At 50.1% G+C, this 22,294-nt stretch carries 21 protein-coding genes; 2 read left to right on the top strand and 19 right to left on the bottom strand.

The genetic code is table 11. The features are described from left to right. Positions 1 to 31: 31 nt before the first annotated feature. Complete coding sequence (locus M3212_RS10800) at positions 32 to 667, top strand: class I SAM-dependent methyltransferase (protein ID WP_251193980.1); 636 nt, start codon at positions 32 to 34, stop codon at positions 665 to 667. Between the two features lie 650 nt (positions 668 to 1,317). Here the strand turns inward: M3212_RS10800 and M3212_RS10795 are convergent. The 7 genes from M3212_RS10795 to M3212_RS10765 form a co-directional block, all read right to left on the bottom strand. Next, complete coding sequence (locus tag M3212_RS10795; RefSeq protein WP_251194054.1) at positions 1,318 to 4,857, bottom strand: dynamin family protein; 3,540 nt, start codon at positions 4,855 to 4,857, stop codon at positions 1,318 to 1,320. Positions 4,858 to 4,912: 55 nt separating this feature from the next. Further along, a complete protein-coding gene (locus M3212_RS10790; RefSeq protein ID WP_251193979.1) occupies positions 4,913 to 5,431 on the bottom strand; it encodes a YpoC family protein in 519 nt (172 codons plus the stop codon). After that, positions 5,428 to 6,084 (bottom strand): endonuclease III, encoded by a 657-nt coding sequence (nth, locus tag M3212_RS10785; protein WP_251193978.1) that lies wholly within the window; start codon positions 6,082 to 6,084, stop codon positions 5,428 to 5,430. The genes M3212_RS10790 and nth overlap by 4 nt, the downstream gene beginning before the upstream one ends. 18 nt (positions 6,085 to 6,102) lie before the next feature. Then, positions 6,103 to 6,807: a DnaD domain-containing protein gene (locus M3212_RS10780; RefSeq protein ID WP_251193977.1), complete on the bottom strand. Its 705-nt coding sequence runs from the start codon at positions 6,805 to 6,807 to the stop codon at positions 6,103 to 6,105. A gap of 133 nt (positions 6,808 to 6,940) precedes the next feature. Beyond that, positions 6,941 to 8,233, bottom strand: coding sequence for an asparagine--tRNA ligase (gene asnS / locus M3212_RS10775; protein ID WP_251193976.1), 1,293 nt, complete (start codon positions 8,231 to 8,233; stop codon positions 6,941 to 6,943). A 155-nt stretch (positions 8,234 to 8,388) separates the two neighbouring features. Then, positions 8,389 to 8,868, bottom strand: coding sequence for a DUF5590 domain-containing protein (locus M3212_RS10770; RefSeq protein ID WP_251193975.1), 480 nt, complete (start codon positions 8,866 to 8,868; stop codon positions 8,389 to 8,391). Positions 8,869 to 8,870: 2 nt separating this feature from the next. Next, positions 8,871 to 9,041: a YpmA family protein gene (locus M3212_RS10765; protein ID WP_251193974.1), complete on the bottom strand. Its 171-nt coding sequence runs from the start codon at positions 9,039 to 9,041 to the stop codon at positions 8,871 to 8,873. A 103-nt stretch (positions 9,042 to 9,144) separates the two neighbouring features. Here M3212_RS10765 and M3212_RS10760 point away from each other — a divergent pair, with 103 nt between their 5' ends. Beyond that, a complete protein-coding gene (locus tag M3212_RS10760) occupies positions 9,145 to 9,315 on the top strand; it encodes a hypothetical protein (protein ID WP_251193973.1) in 171 nt (56 codons plus the stop codon). Between the two features lie 53 nt (positions 9,316 to 9,368). Here the strand turns inward: M3212_RS10760 and M3212_RS10755 are convergent, their stop codons facing one another. The 12 genes from M3212_RS10755 to mgsA all read right to left on the bottom strand — a co-directional run bounded on the left by M3212_RS10755 (position 9,369) and on the right by mgsA (position 22,293). After that, positions 9,369 to 10,679, bottom strand: coding sequence for an amidohydrolase (locus M3212_RS10755; RefSeq protein WP_251193972.1), 1,311 nt, complete (start codon positions 10,677 to 10,679; stop codon positions 9,369 to 9,371). A gap of 46 nt (positions 10,680 to 10,725) precedes the next feature. Beyond that, a complete protein-coding gene (locus M3212_RS10750; protein ID WP_251193971.1) occupies positions 10,726 to 11,544 on the bottom strand; it encodes a ComEC/Rec2 family competence protein in 819 nt (272 codons plus the stop codon). 123 nt (positions 11,545 to 11,667) lie between these two features. After that, positions 11,668 to 14,496, bottom strand: a complete 2,829-nt coding sequence (gene dinG / locus M3212_RS10745; protein ID WP_251193970.1) for an ATP-dependent DNA helicase DinG — start codon at positions 14,494 to 14,496, stop codon at positions 11,668 to 11,670. A 10-nt stretch (positions 14,497 to 14,506) separates the two neighbouring features. Continuing rightward, the gene (locus M3212_RS10740) at positions 14,507 to 15,511 is read right to left on the bottom strand and encodes a tetratricopeptide repeat protein (RefSeq protein ID WP_251193969.1); all 1,005 of its coding nucleotides are present in this window, start codon (positions 15,509 to 15,511) and stop codon (positions 14,507 to 14,509) included. Between the two features lie 67 nt (positions 15,512 to 15,578). Beyond that, complete coding sequence (panD, locus tag M3212_RS10735) at positions 15,579 to 15,962, bottom strand: aspartate 1-decarboxylase (RefSeq protein WP_251193968.1); 384 nt, start codon at positions 15,960 to 15,962, stop codon at positions 15,579 to 15,581. A 2-nt stretch (positions 15,963 to 15,964) separates the two neighbouring features. Beyond that, the gene (gene panC / locus M3212_RS10730) at positions 15,965 to 16,822 is read right to left on the bottom strand and encodes a pantoate--beta-alanine ligase (protein ID WP_251193967.1); all 858 of its coding nucleotides are present in this window, start codon (positions 16,820 to 16,822) and stop codon (positions 15,965 to 15,967) included. Further along, entirely contained in the window at positions 16,822 to 17,661 is an 840-nt protein-coding gene (panB, locus tag M3212_RS10725) for a 3-methyl-2-oxobutanoate hydroxymethyltransferase (protein ID WP_251193966.1), read from the bottom strand. The genes panC and panB overlap by 1 nt, the downstream gene beginning before the upstream one ends. A 251-nt stretch (positions 17,662 to 17,912) precedes the next feature. Continuing rightward, positions 17,913 to 18,893 carry a biotin--[acetyl-CoA-carboxylase] ligase gene (locus M3212_RS10720; RefSeq protein WP_251193965.1) on the bottom strand — a complete coding sequence of 327 codons (981 nt, stop codon included), beginning with the start codon at positions 18,891 to 18,893 and terminating at the stop codon, positions 17,913 to 17,915. Beyond that, the gene (locus M3212_RS10715; RefSeq protein ID WP_251193964.1) at positions 18,890 to 20,023 is read right to left on the bottom strand and encodes a CCA tRNA nucleotidyltransferase; all 1,134 of its coding nucleotides are present in this window, start codon (positions 20,021 to 20,023) and stop codon (positions 18,890 to 18,892) included. Before M3212_RS10715 ends, M3212_RS10720 begins: the two co-directional genes overlap by 4 nt. Before the next feature lie 18 nt (positions 20,024 to 20,041). Continuing rightward, the gene (bshA, locus tag M3212_RS10710; RefSeq protein WP_251193963.1) at positions 20,042 to 21,175 is read right to left on the bottom strand and encodes an N-acetyl-alpha-D-glucosaminyl L-malate synthase BshA; all 1,134 of its coding nucleotides are present in this window, start codon (positions 21,173 to 21,175) and stop codon (positions 20,042 to 20,044) included. Beyond that, positions 21,153 to 21,896 (bottom strand): bacillithiol biosynthesis deacetylase BshB1, encoded by a 744-nt coding sequence (bshB1, locus tag M3212_RS10705; RefSeq protein WP_434084044.1) that lies wholly within the window; start codon positions 21,894 to 21,896, stop codon positions 21,153 to 21,155. The genes bshA and bshB1 overlap by 23 nt, the downstream gene beginning before the upstream one ends. Then, positions 21,877 to 22,293 carry a methylglyoxal synthase gene (gene mgsA, locus M3212_RS10700; protein ID WP_251193961.1) on the bottom strand — a complete coding sequence of 139 codons (417 nt, stop codon included), beginning with the start codon at positions 22,291 to 22,293 and terminating at the stop codon, positions 21,877 to 21,879. The genes bshB1 and mgsA overlap by 20 nt, the downstream gene beginning before the upstream one ends. Position 22,294: the final 1 nt, after the last annotated feature.

Raw genomic sequence — 22,294 nt, 5'->3', positions numbered from 1 at the left:
AAGATCCTATACTAAAGGAGCTGAAGGTGGAATGGAATTTTGGGAGTCCAGTTTTATCGAAAAGCAAACGATGTGGGGCTTGGAACCTGCGGACTCGGCCATCCTGGCAAAAGACTTTTTCCTTGAAAGAAAGGTGAAACATATCCTGCTACCCGGGATTGGCTATGGGAGAAATGCGAAGGTTTTCCTTGAAAATGGCATCGATGTTACAGGCATTGAGATTTCACAAACGGCCATTGATTTGGCAAGGAAAAATGGAGTTGATTGTAAAATTTTCCGTGGCTCCGTCACCGAGATGCCCTTCGATACAAAACAATATAACGGTATTTTCTCCCATGCGCTTCTCCACTTATTAAATAAGACTGAGAGAGCGGCATTTATTAAAGAGTGCTACAATCAGCTCCAGCCTGGTGCCTATATGATTTTTACAACCGTTTCAAAAAAAGCACCGATGTTCGGAAAAGGCAAACAGTTGGATAAAGACTACTTTGAGACGAAGGAAGGCGTAAAGTTGTATTTTTATGATGCCGACACGATAAGGAAGGAATTTCGTGAATACGGTCTGGTGGAGTTTTCCGAAATTGATGAACCGAATAAGGATAACGACAATAAACCGCCAATAACATTCTTAATGATAAGATGCAAAAAGTCGACAGGCGTTTTGTAGTTTAAGAAAGTAGCCATGATAAGTCGCTTCGAACCCGCTCCCGGGATGGGAATCTACGTACTCTTCAACTACCCTCTTTACGGAAGATAGTAGATGCAGGCGATGCTTGTTTTCGCTGCCATGAACTTGAAGAAATTAACCAACTGACCCAGGAGGAACACTCATCCTCCTGGGTCACCAACAAAAAATAAACGAATTGACGGACGTAAAAATGCCTTTGAGAGAGAACTTTCAAAGGCATTTTATCTACTTAACCAATGTACGAAGCCGTCTCTCACACAATAGGGGAAATCACACTATTGTATGGGATCGGCTTTTTCCTGCGCTTCGACTCTTGCTTTCTCTTGGCTCATAGGTCTGGCAGCGGCTCCGTTTGCACGCGCCGTCAGGAAAGAAATTCGCTTTCCTGACGGCTTTTACTTTCGGGTGCTAACTACGCTCGCTGCTTCGGCACTCACACAATAGGGAAAATCGCCTATGGGATCGGCTTTTTCCTGCGCTTCGACTCTTGCTTTCTCTTGGCTCATAGGTCTGGCAGCGGCTCCGTTTGCACGCGCCGTCAGGAAAGAAATCCGCTTTCCTGACGGCTTTTACTTTCGGGTGCTAACTACGCTCGCTGCTTCGGCACTCACACAATAGGGAAAATCGCCCTATTGTGTGAGTGCCTTAAACCGGTCATATTCTTGTTGGAGGCCTTGTTGGTGCTTTGGATCGGTCAGGGCATCGAACCGCTCTATTTCACGGTTGAGGCCTTCGACAAAGGCGGACTTAGCTGCGGTTAATGACTGGGCGAAGACCGCTTCAAGCCGGGTGAGCGTTTCTCCTTCGACGTTTCGCAGTGTAGCGCTTGCGACAACCGCTCCATCCTCAACAAGTCTATCTTTCAACGCCCGTACTTGCTGGCCTTCAAAGAAAGTCTTTAAAGATTGAAAGCTGGAACTGTACTCTTCAAGAGGCAAATTAAGTAAGCGGCTGCTAAGCCCAACCTCAAGCTCTTGCTTCTTCTGTTCAGCTGGCAGAGAAAATGATGGAAAATCCTTTCTCAGCCGCTCTACAGTTTCAGTAAGCCACTGGTCGACCGCCCGGTACAGCGCTAATTCGAGCCGGACGAATGTCGCTCGGAGCTCCTGCTGGAGAAAATGCTCTCCCTCGCTTCGCCATTCCTTCAACGCCTGAAGCAGCGCCTGCTGCTGCGCCCGTTTGCTTGCACCGACGACCGTCGTCACATTGACTGCCGCCTGAAACTCATCCCCCAACACAAAGCGGATCCGCTCACGAAGATAGAGAAATAGCTGGCTCGTTTCCATTTTTATCGCCTGCTCGACCTGTAAAGGCTGCGACTGCTGAATCTCATTCTTCCATTGCTCGACGCGGTTAGCAAGCTCCTGCCGTCTCGCTGCCTTCGTCGCTTCCTCACCCGTCGCATACTCCAGCCCTTTCGCCAGCGTCATCGCATAGCGCTTCGTTTCCTCGCGCAGCAGCTCAAAGCTCAACCGTTTCAACTCGGCGATTGTTTGCTCGTAAAACGCTGTTTCAAAAGCAGCGAACAACGGATCCTGTTCCTGATTTCCCTGTTTGGCCTGCAAGCCTTTTTTACTTGATAACGGATACAGGCGCGGCTCGTCGATACCATTATGAACGAGCTGGTCATAGACATGCTTCCGCACCCCGTTTAATTCCTGTTCGCTGCTGGCCAGATCAGCCGCATTTAAAATAAAGTACAGCTTATCATTTTGGAAATCGCCGTTGACCTTGGCCATTTGCTGTAAAAAGGCCTGATCCGCCTTGGAGAATGCATGATTATAATAGCTGACATAGAAGATCGCATCAGAATCCCGCAATTGCTTAAAGGCGACATTTGTATGCCGGCCGTGAATCGAATTCACCCCCGGTGTATCAACAAGAACAATCCCTTGTCTGGTGATCGGGCTGTCATAATAAAGCGTAACTTGTTCGATTAAGCAGGCGTCGCTTTCATTGGCGACAAATGGCTGCAGTTCTTCCAGCGTTACTTCAAATGATGAGCCGAGCTCCCATTTTCCCGCCGCCACACTTTTTTGCAGTGTCGTTAAGTAAGCCTGGTACGTTTTCTGCCAGCTTGTTTGCGCGTCTTTTGGATTCGCCTTCCAGCCTGACAGTGAATCGAATGACAGCTGCTGATCAAGCTGTTCGGCAACGGCTTTAATTTCAGCGTCAAGCTGTTCCCTTGTTTTGACATGAACGACCGCTGTTTCTGACGGGTGTCCCTCTTCTGCCTGTTTGACGAGATTGACCGTGGCAGTCGTCGGGTGTGGCGATACAGGAAGCACCGCCTTACCTAATAAAGCATTGGCAAAGCTCGACTTACCGGCACTAAATGCCCCAAATAAAGAAATTGTGAACGTCTGCTGCTGAAACTTGGCCGCCCGCTCAGCAAGCTCCTCCCGCTCAGTCTGCATTCTCTCTTCCGCGCGTGACTCATTCAGCGCCGCATTTAGCTCCGCCATCCACTGCTCGGCAAGCTGCTCGTCAAATTGCGGCCGGCGTGCTGTGCCGGCATGTTCCCAATCGGTGGCAATGACCGTTTCTTCCGGCAGGCTAATATCGGCAAAAGTCGTTTGTTCAAACACGGGGACTTCTTTTTCCATCGCTTCCTTCAGCGAGCGCTCGTAGCCCCCGGCATCCTGAAATTGCTCAGCCTGCTCACGGTAGTGTTCCATGCCGCTATGATACGCCGTGCTCATTTCCTTCAGCTCATCGGCATACTTTTTTACTTCATTCAACTGCTCGAGCTTATCCTTCAGCCCTTTTCGCTCAACCTGCCAATGTGTTTCCATTCCCTTGACGAGTAACGCGATCACTGTTGCCGCCTTCTGCCGCAGCAGTCTCGTGACAGCAGCCGTCCGTTCCTTCGTAAAGGTATAGACATATTCGCGGTTTTTCGGCCCGGCCTGCACCGCCTCTGTAAAGAAAGCAGCATCGAGTGTGACCGTAAGCTCATCAAGCGCCCGCTCGACTTCCTCACGGTTGCTCAGCAACGTGAAATCGTAGCGCTTAAATACTTGATGAAGATGAAATTCAAGCTGGCTCTTCACCTTATCCTGCACTTCATCAATCAACCGTTTCAAACGGCGCTGCTGTTCTTCTTCGGTTTTTTTCTTTGCGAACAGCAGCCCAACCTTAAAGTTCGGCTGAATGCTTTCCAGCCATTGGCGGGCAAGCTCTGTCGTCGTGTAAGGAAAAATCGTCACATCCTTCATCAGCTTCTGAATGTCAGCCTCGATTTCTTCCTCCAACAGCTGCTTCGCCTGCTGCGTGCGTTCATAGGCGACGGCGGTTTTTTCCCGCTCTTCCAGCCACTCCAGCGCGAAGCCTTCTTCCTTTACCCGTTCTTTGATTTCATCGATTTCTGCTTCCATTTCTTCTTGAAGCCGGGCGGCGATGCTTAAATAGAAGCCTTGTAACAGCCGTTGCTTCGCGTATGGCAACAGTTCATGACCGTGGTAGAGCATCGCTTTCATATCACGCTCAAACCGGTCAAGCTGATTCAGATGATGGGAGCGGTGTTTCATGCTCGTATAACATAATTTCAAAATGTTAATGCCCCACTCCGAAAATGTCTGCCGGACCGATTGGTCAAATTGCGAAAACGAAAGCTCCGCTTCATCGTGCTTATCAATTTGATTGATCACTAAATAAAGCGGCTTCTTCTCATCGGAAAGCTGCTTCAAAAACGTTAAATTCGTCTCCGATTGAACATGATTATAATCCATCACATAGACGATGAAATCGGTCGTATAAAGGGCTTCGAGCGTAACAGCCTGGTGAGTCGGATCGGTTGAATCAACCCCCGGCGTGTCATAAATAATGCTCTGCTTTCCCAAAAACGGAAGCGGTGCCGAAATCGTCAGCGAAGCGATCTCTCCGCCATTCATCCCCCATTCGCGCACTCGCTGCCAAGGGATTTCTCCTTCCCAGCTTTCCTCTTCCCCATTCGTGCCAACAACAGTCAAGCCAAGCTCACCATTTTGAATTCCAATAATATTCGCACTTGTTGGAATCGGGCTCGTCGGCAGCATCTCCGCTCCAAGCAAGTGGTTAAGAATCGTTGATTTCCCCGCGGAAAAGTGACCGCAGAACGCGACCTGAAAGGCGGAATTTTTCCGCTTTTCTTCTACGATCGTCAGCCGTTCTCTTTCCTTTTCCGTCATTTCCAACACGTTTGCCTTCTTTTCAAGATCTCGCACTACGATGATAATCACCTACTCATAAATTTGACATCTGTTTGTTTTCGTCCCGCTTTTCAAGCACGAGCATTTTCGCAAAAATTTTCTGCTGTTCTTCAAACAGCGCCTTTACTTGCAGAAAAGCATGAAAACGGGGAAGGTCGCTCAGGACATAATGCAGACGTTCTCCGATGTTCGCCGGTTTATACGTCAATGTTTCACTTGTTTCTTCAATAAGCTGTAAAGAGATTAGCCGGTGGCCGTGGCTCCACCAAAGGCAGTTGATATAGAGCGCGCTCATTGCAATCATCTGCTGTTCAGCGTCCTGCGGCTTGCGCTCGCTGTAGCAGGCTGCCAGCTGTGGCTCCATCCGCTGCCAGAGCGAAAACAAGAGCGGAACCGTTCGCTCTTTATCAAGCCAGGGCTGCTCCTCCTGCGTTACATCATAATAAAAAGGCACCTTTAGCAGCACTTCCGGAAACGGCAGCGCTTGCCCCGGTGTAAGCTCCGTTTCCCGCTGAAAAAAAGGCCGACGGCGAAATGAAACGGGAATCTTCATTTGCCTTCCCGCGCTTTCATCCGCTTCTGCCCTTCCCGGCATCGTTCAAGCAGCGGACAGGTCTCACATTGCGGCGATTGGGCCTTGCAATGATACCTGCCAAAAAAAATAAATTGATGATGGGCATCCGACCAGCGTTCTTTTGGAATTTTTTTCATCAATGTTTCTTCTACTTCCTTGACACTGTCCTTCCACCTGCAAATGCCGAGCCGCTTTGAAACGCGCTCGACATGCGTATCAACAGCAATTGCCGGCACGCCGAAGGCAACCGAGGTTACGACGTTCGCCGTCTTTCTGCCGACACCGGCCAGCTTTACTAATTCATCCCGGGTTTTTGGCACTTCACCATTATGCTGCTCAAGCAAAGCCTGCGACAGTTTTTTAATATTTTTCGCTTTGCTGCGGAACAAACCGATCGAGCGGATATCCTGCTCCAGCTCCTCAAGCGGGACAGCTATGTAATCCTCCGGCTTTTTGTATTTTGCAAATAGGGCAGGCGTGACTTTATTGACGAGTGCGTCGGTGCATTGTGCGGACAGCACAACAGCAATCAGCAGCTCGAACGGGTTGGAATGGGTCAATTCACACTCTGCGTCCGGAAACATTTCAGCGATTATATCAAGTGCTTCAATTGTTTGTTTCTTTGACATCATACTCGTTCTCTCCCTTACTCAGCGCTGTTCAAGCCAGCCAAATCCTGGATAAGAATCAGCTCCCGCCCGCGGCTTCTCCTGCTTCTTGACCTGGTTGTATTTACGAAATTTTTCACCGTGGAGCTTGGCTTGTTCCAGGCTTGTGACGCCATTTCGTTTCCACTCAAATAAGATCCGGTCGATATAGCGGAAGTTGACCTTTCCCGAGACGACAGCCTCCCTTAAAGCGGCGACGATCAACGTCGGGGAATGGCGATCCTCATCAAGCCACATCGAAAGCGTTTCTGCTTCGATCGGCGAAAGTGGGCGGCCAAACTCTTCTTCAAAACGCTTGAACAGCTGGCCTTCCAGCTGATTCTGATCCTCTTCCTGGGCCCGCAGCGTCTCACCTTTCAACAGGTCAATCAGCTTGAGCCAAAGCGGTTCGAGTGAATAGCATTCGTAGACGATTCCCTGTTCGTCCGATTTCCGCTCCAAAGAAAGGAAGCGCCGCCGGACTAAGCGTCCCAGTAAATCAGCACATTCAGAAACAGACAGATTCATCCGCTCGCTGATTAAGTCGGGAGTCGGGAATTCATTGCCCGCTTCAATGTAAGTTTGCACCTGCAAAATCGCGACAAGCTCGTTTTCTTTTAATCCCATTTCGGCATAATGCTGCAGCAATAATGTCGGTACAGTCAGCTGCTTTTGCGCAGCCCATTTTAATAAGATTCTTTCTTGCATCGTGGAAACACCTCACTTCATAGTATAACACGGCTTTGCCATTCCGTCGTTTGTCATATAAAAAGGAGCTATCCGAAAAATAGACTGGACAGCTCCTTTCGCCGTTAAGTGAAGCGGTGACAGACTCCATTCATTAAGGATACAGACGATTCAACAACCGTGGAAACGGAATCGTCTCGCGGACATGCTCAACGCCGGCAATCCAGGCAACGGTTCTTTCAAGTCCAAGACCGAAACCTGAGTGCGGAACGGAGCCATATTGCCGCAGTTCCATATACCATTTATACGCATCCTCGGACAGCTGATGCTCCTTGATCCGCTGCTTCAATAGGTCAGCATCGTCAATTCGCTGCGAACCACCGATGATTTCTCCATAGCCTTCCGGCGCGATCAGGTCGGCACACAGGACGACATCGTCGCGCTCAGGATCCGGCTGCATATAAAATGGCTTTAATGACGTTGGGTAGTGAGTGATAAAGACCGGCTTGTCGTAATGCTCAGCAATCGCCGTCTCATGTGGAGCGCCAAAATCATCACCCCAGGCAATATCGTCAAACCCTTTTTCCTGGAGGAAGGTGATCGCTTGATCGTAATGAATCCGTGGAAATGGCGCTGTAATCTGTTCGAGCTTGCTCGTATCACGTCCGAGCACGTTAAGCTCCAACTGACAGGCAGCAAGCACGGATTTAACGATATAGGCGACATATTGCTCCTGGATTTCTAAATTCTCCTCGAATTCAACGAAAGCCATTTCAGGCTCAATCATCCAAAACTCGATCAAATGCCGTCTTGTTTTGGATTTTTCCGCGCGGAACGTCGGGCCAAAGGAAAAAACTCGTCCTAAAGCCATCGCCGCCGCTTCCATATAGAGCTGACCACTTTGTGAAAGATAGGCGTCCTCATCAAAGTACTTTGTCGCAAACAGTTCGGATGTTCCTTCCGGAGCGCTGCCCGTTAAAATCGGCGGATCAATTTTAACAAAGCTGTTCTCATTAAAAAATTGATACGTCGCCCGGATGATTTCATTTCTGATCTTCATCACGGCGTGCTGCCGTTTAGAGCGAAGCCATAAATGGCGATGATCCATCAAAAATTCGGTTCCATGCTCCTTCGGCGTGATTGGATAGTCCGTTGCCACATGCAGCACGTCGATATGAGAAACGACCAGCTCGTACCCGGAAGGCGAACGTTCATCAGCCTTTACAGAGCCGGTTACATAGAGTGAGCTTTCCTGAGTTAGGTTTTTCGCTTGTTGAAACTGTTCTTCGCCGACCTCGGCTTTGACGACAACACCCTGGATGAAGCCGGTGCCGTCACGCAGCTGGAGGAAGGCGATTTTGCCACTGGATCTTTTGCCGGCAAGCCAGCCGCCAATGGTCACTTCCTGTCCCTCATATTGACCGATCTTTGCAATTGTTGTTTTCATGTAATACCTCCTTGATAACACCTTAGACATTATACCGCTGTATTTTTTTTGAAGTCAACAAGCGGTTCGCCCGCCTTATTCCTTTGCCTTTCCAAGTAAAAAGATTCCTTCAGTTATTATACCCTCCAAATTGTTCAGACGGACAACACAGCCGGTTAATCGACTCTGATCTGATATCGCTTCATAAAGGTCCCATCAGCAAAGGTCAGGTAATAATAAGCTTGATTTCCTTCCGAATTCATGTAGGTCACTTCATACACCGGCAGCTGCCGTTCAAAGCCTAAGCGTATCGCCTGCACCTGACCGATATCGGCTTGATTGGAGACGATGTCAAGCGCCTGCTGTTCCGTAATGCCATCAGCCGCCGCTTCGATGTGATGAGACTCGAAATCGTCGGCAATCCAGACAATTTGCTCCTGCTCGGAATCGCTCCCGCTTACGACATAATACGTATTCGTTCCATGATAGTAAGCAATATCCGTAATCGTATGTAGTCCTGCTTCATTGATCGCATAAGTTTCCGCCCGTGCGTATTGCTCATCCAATGGAGCGCGAATGCTGTTATAGCTGTACGCTCCGGCACCGCACAAGACAAGCAACAACACGATGACGCCGCTAACAATCCATTTTTTCATGCTTATGTTCTGTAAATGGTAAACACCATTTTCTCCTCATCATTCTCATCAAGTGACAGGCCAAACATGAGATCTTTTTCTTTTAACGTTCGATTAAGTGAATCAACAATTTTATAAAGGTCAGCAGCCTTTTGCACTCTAACCGTTGACAACACTTCCATTTTCTGTCCCACTTTTATTCCTCCGTTCTTCTGTCTACTGTGCGGCAGGTTTTTCTAAACATAGCCGGCTTACATCTGGTGATACTATTGTTAAGCCGGAAAGGGGGCTTATGTCGTGTCAAAAACGACGATCGCTGAGGCTTTTCAGCGCGATAAAGAGACGGTCGCATTAGTAAGCCGGGAGGGAGCAACATGGTACCGTGCTATTCCCGTGACGCTCCATCAAACGCTGTTCCCTTCTATTTTTCAAACAGATCGTCAACAGCATCATGAAACGAAACTATAATTTCCTGCTCACACCTCTTTTGTCGCTCTGTACATGCCCACGGTACAGAGCACTTACATAAGCGAACAAACTTTCTCATATTCACGATTTGCCTCGTAACGGATTTTCTCCTCATCCAAAGTCAAGAGCGAGCGGTTTCTCATCAGCGCCTTTCCCTGAACAAAGACATCGGTGACATCTGCAGACTTCACGGCGTAGACAAGATGGGAAAGCACATGCGCGGCCGGTTGGACGTGAAGCCGCCCTCCGTCAATCAGAATAAAGTCGGCGTGATAGCTAGCTTTTATTTTGCCGAGCGCCGGAAATTGTAGAGCGTCGGCCCCGTTTACCGTCGCCAGCTCAAGCGTCGTCGCGGCTGAAAGCGTCGTCGCGTCCTGATAGCTCCCTTTTTGCAGCAAATTGCCGATTCTCAGCTCCTCAAACAGATCAAGTGTATTATTCGCCGCGACGCTGTCGGTGCCAAGCGAGACGCGAATCCCGCGCTCAAGCATCTCCTTAACCGGTGCGATGCCGGAACCGAGCTTTAAATTGCTTTTCGGGTTGTAGCTGATCGTGGCGTCTGTGCGGGCTAGTCGTTCCAGCTGCGGTTCAGCAAGATGAACGCCATGGGCAAAGAGCCATGGGACAGCCTCAAGCACATCGATCTGGGCTAAATGGTCAAGCGGATGGCAGCCATATTGTTCGATATGGTCAGCCACTTCTTTTTTCGTTTCAGCGAGATGCATATGAACCGGCAACTGAAGCCGGACCGCTTCTTCGACAATGCGTTCAATAAAAGCCGGCGGGCATGTATATGGAGCATGAGGAGCGAGCATTGTCCGAATCCGCCCGCCAGCGCTCTCATGCCATTGCTTGGCAAAACCGACGGCTTCCGCCAGCTTCGCCTCCTGCTCTTCCTTTGAACACAGTCCGATCATCGAGCGCATTAACGTCGCTCTCATTCCCGCCTCTTCAATAGCTTCGGCGCATTGATCCATATATAAATGATACATTTCCAAAAAAGTCGTCGTTCCGGACTTGATCATTTCAGCAAGCGCCAGTGCCCGACCGGCACGGACCGCCTGCTCATCCTGCTTTCCTTCGAACGGCCACATTTTCTCCTCCAGCCAGCGGTGAAGCGGCAAATCATCTGAATGACCTCTGAGCAAGGTCATGCCGATATGACCGTGGGTGTTGATCAAACCGGGCATCAGCCATTTCCCCTTGGCTGATATCACCTCTGTGGCGTCAGCCTCCTGCTTATCTGACGGTGAGCCGCTGCCAACCTCGATCAGCTTCCCGTCCATGATGACGAGAAATCCGTTATCGATAAACGGGTTCTCTTCATCCATCGTGACAACCGCCGCATCCTTTACTAGTAACATGCTTTCATCCTTTCTATTTCGACCCGTTCTTTTTACCGTCACCAGCTCAAAAGTGGGCCGTCACTAGCTGGTAATCATCCTCATTCAATTTTATTATAACAGATCCATTTTGTCTTGTTTGGTACGTATCGATCCATGTTTCCTGCAAGCGTTCAAGCAGCTGGCCGTTCGGAATCGTGTTCTTTTTCGAAAATACAATCGCCACCTGTGGATCAATCGCATCCAAAAACGGTTCTGTCGTTTCGACCCCGACACCAAATTCGGCCACTTTCAGCCCGGTCATTGCCGGAAGATTTTTCTTGAGCCAGGCTTCCTCAATGCTTTCACTCGATTCGGCGGCAAACAAAAAATGATGCCGGTCGAAAAAAGACACGACAAATGACAATGACGGAAGAAGGGCATGACCGGTCGGCAATGTTTGAATCTGAACCTGGTCTTCGATGATATAGGCTGCTTCATGATCCCAGCCAATCAATTCCGGCTCGTCACCTTCAGCAAACTGCGCTTCCGCCAGCGTCAGTCCGGCCTGCGGAACGACGAGCTTCTTCACCTCAAACTGTTCGAAAAGCCGCTCGGCATTGGCGCTGTATTCCTTGTCAAAGCGCGGCAAAATGAGGACATCTATTGTTTGAATTTGCAGCTTCTTAAGCCTGTGTGTTAATTCGGGCCAGGAATCCTCCGCCCCCGTTCCGATTAAATAGGAGGTTTGCGATGGCAGCCTGAGATACGTCGCTTCCCCGTTTGGCAAATCAAAAAACACCAGCCCGGCCTCATCCGTTCCGTCTTCAGAAAGCGCCAAGCCTTGTGCTTCACCAAGGAAAGCAAGAATCAAGGCAAGGAGCAGAGCGAAAAGTATCCGTTTCATAAAAATCGTCCTCCTGGAAATCTTTCTCAGGCTGCTGAAAAAATGAAAGTCGAACTTTTTCAGCAGCTTTTAAGTAGCTTTCCTTAGTGTGGTCCGTTGGCCCCTGTTGGATACTTCGTCTGCTCAGAGAAAATCAGCAAACTGCTCTAATAAATGCTCAAGCTTTCCTTCATGAACCGGCACTTCCGGCAATGAACGGATAAATTGTTTCCCGTAGCGCGTTGTGGAAATACGCCGGTCGAGGACGAAGACACAGCCGCGGTCGGACTGCGTCCGGATTAAACGACCGAAGCCTTGCTTAAAACGTATAATCGCCTGCGGAAGCGAAATATCCATAAACGGATTCAAGCCCTCCTCTTTTGCCTTTTCAAATTGGGCCTGCTGCAGCGGCTGATCCGGAGGGGAAAACGGCAGACGGACGATCACGAGCGTATGCAACTGCTCACCTGGGAGGTCGATTCCTTCCCAGAAACTGCTCGTTCCAAATAAGATCGCCTCGCTGCTCTGTTTAAACATTTTCATTAATTTTGCCCGGCTGCCGCTCGTCACTCCCTGGCCAATCAGCTGCAAGTTACCAAATTGATTAAAGTCCTTCACATGCTGAAAAACGCGCTTCAGCATTTCATATGAGGTGAACAGAACGAGCATTTTCCCGCTGGACACTTCGGCGATTCGCCAAAGCTTTACCGCCACTTCCTCGGCAAATTCCTCTTCGGATACATCCTTTATCGAAGGCAAATCGGACGGCAGCAGCAGGCGGGCCTGCTTCTCATAGGAGAAAGGTGACGGTATAACCCGTTGTCTTACGCCGAAGTCGGCCAAACCAAGCCGTTTCTCCTGATAGGAAAAAACACCATTAACCGCTAAGGTCGCCGAGGTTAAAATGACGCTTTTCTTTTTTCCGAAAAACTGATCGGCCAACAGCTCGGCGACATCGACGGGCTTGCTGAATAAAAAGGTAGCATTACGCGCGCCACGAGGCTCAACCTCGATCCAGTAGACGACATTCGGATCATACTCCAGCAGCAGCTCGTACAAATTTTGCTCCTGTTCATACAGCGCTTCAACGATCCGCTCAAAGTCGGCAAGCAGACCGCGCTCCGGGTAGGAAAGCTCGTCCTGCTTTTCCTGAAACAGCTGAGACAGCCCGCGGCAGAAATGGATGCCATCCTTGATCATCATATGAACGCGCATCATGCATTCGAGAATCGCCTGCCACGTCGTTCCCTCCTCCTCATAGCTTGAATAGCGGTAACGGATCCGACCGATATCGGTCGAGCTTTTCTGGCGCGTGTTCATCACGAATTGGTGAATCATCCGAAACAGCTCATCAACCTCTTCTTTGGCTGTCAGGAGAAGCTGCTCGGCTTCCTTCTTCGTCTTCGGAAAAGGAAGCTGATACTTCTCGGCAACCTCGAACACTGTATCGATCATGCCCGTATCCTGCTGCACGCCGAGACGCTGAAACAAGTAGGAAAAGGTAACATAATCAGCGCTGTTTCCTAAATAGTCGCTCGCCGTTTCTTCAAAGTGATGCGCCTCATCTATCACAGCATGGCTATAAGACGGTAAAATCCGCTGCTCATTCGTTAAATCGGTACAGAGCAAGGCGTGATTCGTAATGATCAGATCAGCCTCCTGCGCCCGTCTCCGCGCCCGGTGGTAAAAGCAGCGTGAAAACCACGGACTGAATCTCCCTAAATCAGAGGCGGCGTCACTTTGGACTTCATACCAAAAACCTTTTCCGCCGGATGGCAGATTTAATTCCTCGACATCGCCGCTCTCAGTTTCCGTCAGCCAAATCAACAGCAGCGCCTTCGTTAAAATAACGTCATAGCTGTCGGTTTCAATCGATTGTAACGATTGCTCAAACTTACGCAGGCACAAATAATGGCTCCTGCCTTTGAGCAAAGCCGCTTTTACCGGAAAAGGCAGAAGCTGGCGAATGAGCGGCAAGTCGCGCTCAAGCAGCTGCTCCTGTAAGGGAATTGTTTGCGTGCTGATCACGACAGGATTACCGGTGGAGTGAGCGTAATAAGCCGCTGGTAGAAGATAAGCGAGCGATTTGCCCGTTCCGGTTCCTGCTTCGACGAGCAGGTGCTGACATTGTTCAAACGCTTCGTCGACCTCCTGCATCATCTGGCGCTGACCCGGCCGCAGCTCATAATGAAGAAAGGCTTCCTTCATTTTTCCCTCCATGAAAGTCGAGAAAAAATCGGGAAACGACAGTTCATCTATTGCCAACGGCTGCTCTTTATCCGTTTCCTCCGGCGCCACTCTTTTTAATGCGAGCTGGCGGAAGCAGTCAAATTCCTGCTGGTCATCACTGCCTTGTCCAAGCTTTTCCTTAATATAATGGGCGAGCAACGGCTCTAGATCGCTCTTCAGTCTTTTCGCAAATGGCTGAAGCTGTTGCAGCGTCAAAAGCGGGAGTTGCTTTAATTTATGTAATAAGGTTAAAAACAGTGTCGCCGTCACTTCGGCATCGCTGTCGGCCTGATGTGGCCGGTCATGATCGAAGCCAAGCTGATCGGCGAGCTGGTTCAGCTTATAGCCCTCCTGTTTCGGCAATAGCATCCGCGCCAGTTCCACTGTGTCAAACAACGGAACCGGAGGGAAGAGATAGCCCTCCAGCTCGAGCTGCTCAGCCAAAAAGGAACGGTCAAAATCGACATTATGGGCGACAAACGCGCTGTTTTCCAGTAGTCGTAAAATTTCGGGGACAAGGCTATGAAAAGAAGGTGCCTGTTCAACCAGCTCGTCAGAAATCCCTGTTAATTCTTCAATAAATGGTGGAACCGGGATACCGGGATTAACGAAGGAAGAAAATGTCTCGACGATTTCTCCCTGTTCAATCACAACAGCACCGATTTGAATGATCCGGTCTCCTTTTTTAACAGAGTGGCCCGTTGTTTCAACATCGATGACCACATATTTTTCTTGTTCTATCATGGATTGCACCTCAATTAATCAAGCCGTTCTTCCCCGCTCCGAGCAGCGAACCCCATTCTTCCTCGGGCCAATTCTGCTCAAGCCAGCCGATCGAGGAACGGATATCGGAATTGAATGGGTCAAATTGCAATGCTTTTCGGAACGTCACCATCGCTTTTTTTACTTCTCCGGTCAAGGCATAATTCCAGGCAAGTCCATGAAGCACCTTCTGCTCCACGCCTTCACTTTCCTGGATCCGCTTATAGCAGTGGACCGCCGTTTGATGATAGCCATGCCATTCGCAGACATGCGCCAGAGCGAGCAAAGAAGTCGTCGATTCCGCTACATGAATGCTCGTCAGCCAGGAGACCCAGGCCGCTTCTTTGTCCCCTTTCAACCATTGGCAGCAGCCAAGAAAGAAGTAAGCTTCTTCATCCTCGGTCACCTGCTCAATATAATCGAGAAAATAGGCTTCAGCTAGGTGGAACGCTTCTTGAACGTAATAACACACGCCTAAATTATACACGACATCCGCCGTCGTGATAAGCTGATTTGCCCGCTCAAAACAGACGATCGCTTCCTCAAAGCATTGGCGGCGGGCGTGAATACAGCCTAAACCAATATAGGCAAAATGCTGAAAAACTTTTTTTCGGGCAGCGTGAACGAGATAAAGAAACAATTCCTGGGCTTTTTGCTCGTTTTCGGCAAAAAGGAAAGCAAACCCGGTATAAAGCAGGCGTAAATCCTCCTCATCCCCGCCGGCCTGCTCTGTTTGCAACGTCTCGGCCGCTTTCGTAAACATCTCAAGCTGATAATACACCGTGCCGGTCGATTGATAACGCGGAAGTTCACCTTGCTCTGTCCCTTCCTCACGCAGCTTCTGAACGAGCTCATCCATTTGCGTCCATTCATCAAGCAATGTACCGGCCGTCTCTTCAAGATAGGTCAGCTGCTTCTTTTGTTCATTCGGGCTTAAAAACGCCCACTTCTTTTCTGTTTGTTGATAGAGAGCGTGCCACGACGTGAACCAATCCATCAAAAAACCCCTCCTCTCGATGGCTTTTTAATCAAAGTGTTCATCGAAACAGAGGGGAATATGCGGATTAGAGCACGGTAGAAGCTGGCTCTGAACGTAACATTTCGACAATCTGATTGTTTTCATCCATAATCGCCACTCGCGGTGTGTGCGACTTCACCTTTTCTTCAGGAACGAGCGCGTAGGAAATGACGATCACGACATCCCCTTCCTGGACGAGACGGGCCGCCGCACCGTTTAGACAGAGAACGCCGCTTCCTCTTTCACCTTTGATGACATACGTTTCAAAGCGGGCACCATTGTTATTATTGACAATTTGCACCTTTTCATTTTCAAGAATATCGACGGCATCCATAATATCCTCATCAATCGTAATGCTGCCAACATAGTTAAGATTCGACTCTGTCACGCGAGCGCGATGAATCTTTGCTTTCATCATAGTCCGAAACATAGCTAAGCCTCCTCTCTGTCAAGCTCGATGATGATATTATCAATTAATCGAGCTTTTGTATAGTGATACGCAACGGCTAGTATGATCCGTCCTCCAAGCTTTTCCTGTCTTTCAAGCGCAGGGTAAGATAATGCCTCGACATAATCAATCGTTCCGCTGCCGCCCTCGAGCAGCCCGGTTAGATACTGAAGCAGCCGTTCACGGTCGTGTTCTCCCGCTTGTGCCCGTTCAGCCGCCTTCCGCAGCGCCTGATACAAAAATGACGCTTCCTGCCGCTCTTGTTCGGTTAAATAAACGTTGCGCGAGCTTTTGGCGAGGCCATCCTCCTCGCGTACAGTCGGACAGCTGACAATGTTAACAGGAACGTTAAACGTCCTGACCATATTGATGATGACTGCGACCTGCTGCGCATCCTTTTGACCAAAGAACGCTTCATCCGGCGCAGTCAGCTGAAACAGCTTCATCACCACGGTCGCAACCCCGTCAAAGTGGCCCGGGCGGCTGGCTCCGCATAACACATCGACCCCTTTTGTAACATGGATCGTCATCGCCGTTTCGCCGGGATACATCTCCTCCACTGGCGGGCAGAACAGAATATCGACACCGCTATTTCGCGCAAGACGCTCATCACGGTCGAGATCCCGCGGATAACGCTCAAAATCTTCATTTGGACCGAATTGCAACGGATTGACAAATATACTCACCACCACAACATCATGCTTGGCCCGCGCCGCTTCAATCAAACTGAGATGACCTTCATGTAAAAAGCCCATTGTCGGAACTAAGCCGATCGAGCGGCCTTCTGCTTTTAGCTTGCGTACTTCTTCACGGATGGCGGAAATCGTCTCGACAATTTTCATTACTTGCTTCCTCCATACAGAGCAGCAAGCTCTTCTTCCTTCATTGTAAACCGGTGTTCTTCCCCGGGGAAGATCCCTTCCTTTACGTCATGAACATACGCTTTCAACGCGTCTTCAATCACTGGGGAAAGCTCCGCATAACGCTTGACAAATTTAGGGACGTGAACATCGCCATAGCCGAGGACATCATGATAAACGAGGACCTGGCCATCCGTCTGTACCCCGGCGCCAATGCCGATGATCGGAATTTGACACGTTTCACTTAGCAGCGCGCCGACCGGCTCCGGTACGCACTCGACAACGAGGGCGAAGGCGCCTGCTGTCTCAAGCGCTTTGGCGTCAGCCAGTAATTGTTCCGCTGCTTCCCGGCTCTTCCCCTGAACGCGGTAGCCACCGAGCACCTCAACCGATTGCGGAGTCAACCCTAAGTGACCCATTACTGGGACGCCAGCTGCGGTAAGCTCCTCGACAAGCGTCATCACGGCTTCCCCCGCCCCTTCAAGCTTGACAGCATTGGCGCCTGCTTCCTGCATCACTCTTTGCGCATAGCGGAATGCTTCCGTCCGATCGGTTTGATATGATAAAAAAGGAAAGTCAACGACAACGAAGGTATCTCTTGCTCCCCGTCTCACTGCCCTGCTATGCAGCAGCATGTCTTCCGTTGTGACCGGAATCGTCGAATCATAGCCGAGGACGACCATTCCAAGCGAATCGCCAACAAGAATCATATCCATTCCAGCCTGCTCGACGAGCTTTGCCGATGGCGCATCATAAGCCGTCATCATCGTAATTTTTTCCTTGTTTTCCTTCATTTTTCTTAATCCAGCAGTCGTTTTCATTCGTTTTCCTCCTTTTTTTAAAAGGAGAGCTTCAGCCAGACGACACAAAAAAATCCCACTTCACAATCAGGGAAGAAGGATGCTCATGTGAAAGAAGCGATTCCGCCACGGCGAAATTGCGTCTGATAGCCAGCTGAATCCCTCTGTCCTAGTCCAACATGGATCAAGGCAGATCATTTATCCGATTAGCCTTTAAGTGTTGGTGCAGTTCTTGACGATACTGCCCATTTCATCAAAAGTATAACAGAAAGTTACGTCGGGTGGGAAGCAATTTCGATATCAGCTGAGTAGATCTGATGGGTTTTACCCGCTTGATCTTTTAATAAAAGCGCTCCTTCATCGGTGATTCCCTCGGCGTAGCCGTAAATGACTTCCTTCATCGTCCGCGCATAAAGATACGTTCCGATGCTGATCGAATGCGCCTCCCAGAGAGAACGGACCGCCGAAAAGCCCGAGCTGATATAGAGCTCGTACAACACTTCAAATTGATTCAGAATCGCCGCGATTAATGGCGCCCGCTTGATACTTTCGCCTTTTTCGATTGCCAATGACGTTGCTACCTGTTCAATTTCATCAGCGAAATCAGCCGGTTTTTGGTTGACATTGATACCGATGCCGACAATGACAGAATGCACAACGTCCGGTTCTGACTGCATTTCCGTCAAAATACCGACGAGCTTTTTGCCATTAATCAAAATATCATTCGGCCATTTAATCGAACAGTCGATCCCTGTTTGCTGTCTGAGCGCCCGGACGACGGCAACAGCGGCCAGCAATGTCAGCTGCGGGGTGCGCTGCGGTGGAAGCTCAGGTCGCAGGATCAGACTCATTGAAATTGTTGAGCCGGCACGGGAATACCATTTCCGTCCGAGCCGCCCTTTTCCGGCGGTCTGCTCATTGGCAAGAACGAGATGCCCTTCCCGCGCCCCTTCCTGGGCAAGACGGTGAGCGATTGACTGCGTCGACGATACCGCTTCATAATAGGTTTGCTCCTGGCCGAGCCGCTTCGTTTGCAAGCTGACCTTCACTTCATGCGGCTGAATATCATCAGGCTTGGAAACAAGCCGGTAGCCTTTGCGCGGTGCTGATTCAAGCTGATAGCCGTTTTTCCGCAGTTCATCAATATGCTTCCAAATCGCCGTGCGCGAGCAGCCAAGCTGCTGACTGATCTTCTCCCCTGATAGAAATTGCCCTTCATGCTCGGCGAAGATTTTCAACAATGCTTCTTTCATTCGGTCTCCCTCCTTTCCTCAAGCGCCGCGATAATCTGCCGGCGGTCATTTTGCAAACGTCCGGAGAGCACGGCCCGTTCGGCCCATTCCAGCTCCTGCTTGAGCCATGGTCCAGGCTTTCTTCCCGCCTGTAACAAATCATGACCGGTGATCGCGAGGTCGCTCTTCTGCTTCAAGACGAGCCCGTCCCAGATCGCCTGCAGCGTCTCGTCTGCTTCATCCGGATAACCGAACCAGCTCCGCAGCCTTTCCACATCGCGCGCCACTTCAAGAGAAGCGCTATATAGCTCATACGGCGACCAGCTTTTCTCGCGACGCAGTTGAAAATAAGAGAGCCGCTTACGAATCGCCCGTGCAGATGCTTTCGAAAGCGCCAGACTGCCAGGATTGACCTCCGTCTCCCCTTGGCAGAGAAAAAAAGCGGTCCAGACGAGCGCTTCATCCGCTCCTTCAAAGCTCGGCAGCTTAGCGAGAGCCTCAAGCTGATCCTCAGTTATTGAAAGACCAGGCAGTTCGTGGTGCAGCCCCGACCGGCGCAGGTCAGCGAGCGCCGCGGTACGCGCTTTTCCCTTTAACAGATTCAGCCACTCCTTCGTGATCCGTTCAACAGCTGTCTGCCGGATTTTCTCTTTATTGTGCTGAATGACCTCCTGCAGCTCCCCGTCAATCACGAAGCCGAGCTGACTCGCAAACCGGTAAACGCGCAGCATCCGCAACGGGTCCTCCGTCATCCGGATTTGCGGATCAACCGAGCGCAGCCTGCCGAGCTCGAGGTCCTTGCGCCCTCCGGCCGGATCAAGCACCGCTTCATCAGCAGTCAGCGCGATGCTGTTAATCGTCATATCGCGCCGGTACAGATCTTCTTCGATCGTCTCGCCGCGCAGCGTCGTCACTTCAAACAAGTGACCATTTGAACGGACGATGACCGTCTGATGGGCGGTGTTCATCTGAAAGGTTTTCGCAAAAACCTGCTCAAGCTCCTCCGGCCGGGCAGAAGTTACAAGATCGATATCAGCACTATTTTTGGCAAGCAGCCAATCACGAACAGCGCCACCGACGATATAAGCCTGATAGCCGTGGCGCTCTAATGTTTGAATGAGATGTAAGGCTTCCTTCCACGCGCTTTGCATCTTATTTCCTCTTTTCCTTCATGCCATATTCTCAAGCATTTGCTGATAAAGCTGCTCATAGCGGGAGACTATGAGTTGGGAATGGAATGTTGCGGCAACGCGCTCCATCGCTTTTTTTGAAAACGTCTGATACCGCTCCTCGTCCTCGAGCAAAGTCAGAGCGCGGTGTGCGACGCATTCAATATCGCCGACCTCGCATAAATAGCCGGTTTCCCCATCAATCACCACTTCAGGAATACCGCCTGTGTTCGTGCCGATCACGGGTACGCCACAGGCCATTGCCTCAAGCGCGACTAAGCCGAAGCTCTCCTTTTCACTAAGCAACAGCATTAAGTCACTCATCGACAGCAGCTCTGCAATATGCTTCTGATTTCCAAGCAGCAGCACCTGGTCTTCAAGCTTGAGCGATTTGACAAGATCTCTCGCCACCTGTAAATCAGGTCCATTGCCGATCAATAATAATTTCGCCTTGACCTGCTTGACGATTTCAGCAAAGCTGCGAACAATATCCGGGACACGCTTGACCGGACGGAAATTTGAAATGTGAATCAGCACCCGCTCATCCGCGGCAATATGATAATGCCGCTTCAGCTCCTCCACATCAAGTTTTGTATAAACCCGTTCATCAATGAAATTATAGACCGTTTCAATCTGTTTATCCGTTTGAATCAGCTCACACGTTTGTTTCACTAAATCATGGGAAACAGCTGTTACCATATCAGACTGCTCGATGCCAAAGCGGATAATATCCTTCAGTGACGGGTCGTAGCCAAGTACGGTAATATCTGTGCCGTGGAGCGTCGTCATAATTTTCAGATCATAGCCGGCCATTTGCTTCGCCAAAATCGCGCAAATCGCATGGGGAACGGCGTAATGAACATGAATCAAATCAAGCTTCTGACGCTTGGCGACTTCGGCCATTTTACTGGCCAGCGTCAAATCATATGGCGGGTATTGAAAAACCGAATATTGGTTGACTTCCACCTCATGATAGAAAATGTTCGGATAGACGCGATCAAGCCGAAACGGCATGCTTGACGTAATAAAATGCACCTCATGTCCGCGCTCCGCCAGCAGCTTCCCAAGCTCAGTCGCAATCACGCCGGAGCCGCCTACTGTCGGGTAACAGCTAATTCCGATTTTCAGCTTCATCCCTCAGTTCCTTTCCAGCCAGCAAATCGCCAAGCAGCAGCGGCCGACCGCTCATAAACCCTTCGGCAAAAGGTACGCCGGCTTCCTTACCGAAAAGCCGGTCACGCGCCTCGACCGTTGTGATGTAGCCATCTGTAAGCGGGGTCGCAACCGCCTGCCCACGGTTTGTAAACTGGCTTTCATAGGCGGACAGCGCCTGTATTTTTTTCTCCATAAAAGCGGTTGTTTCCTGGACAAAATCAGGATGCTCATAGCCGTTAATGAAATAAAAATAATGAGCCTCCGGACGAAAAGCAGGCAAGCTCTCCTTGCAGCGGTAGCGGTGAATCCCGGCATTAAACGCCGCCTCTTTCACCAGCTCGCTGCAGGCGCCGTGATCAGGGTGGCGGTCGACCATATACGGCGAAAAGATCAGCCTTGGACGGTAGCGGCGAATGACCGATACAAGCTCCTCAAGCTGCTCATAGCCGGCCAGCTTCAATCCGCGATCAGCAAAGCTTAATTGAATGCGCTCGCTCACTCCGAGAATGCCAGCGGCTTGCTCAGCCTCCTGTTGGCGTAGCTCGACCGTTCCATTTGACGAAAGCTCGGCCTTCGTCAAATTGCATATGCCGACGCGGTAGCCGGCGGCGGCGTACTTCGCCAATGTCGCTCCCATGCCGATTTCGACGTCGTCGGGATGAGCACCAAAAGCGAGAAGATCAAGTGTTGCCTGACTCATCATCGCTATCCTGTTCACGCCATGCGAAATCGCCCCGCTCCAACCCCTTGATCAAAATTTCCGCCGTTCCAAGATTTGTCGCCAGAGGCACCTGTCTTACGTCACAAAGCCGGATCAATGCTGAAACATCTGGTTCATGAGGCTGGGCCGTTAGCGGGTCGCGGAAAAATAAAATCAAGTCAAACTTGTTCTCCGCCACTAGCGCGCCAATTTGCTGATCCCCTCCAAGCGGACCTGATTTAAAGCGGATTACTTTCAGGTCGGTCGCTTCCATAATCCGCGTCCCCGTCGTTCCGGTTCCGTATAACTCATGCTTCGCCAGTACAGCCTGGTAAGCAGTGGCAAACTGTACCATTTCTTCTTTCTTTTTATCATGAGCAATGAGCGCGATTCTCATA

The sequence above is a fragment of the Halalkalibacter oceani genome, from assembly GCF_023715705.1.
GTDB classification, from domain to species: domain Bacteria; phylum Bacillota; class Bacilli; order Bacillales; family Bacillaceae_D; genus Halalkalibacter; species Halalkalibacter oceani_A.
This window is presented reverse-complemented; position numbering and strand designations above follow the sequence as displayed.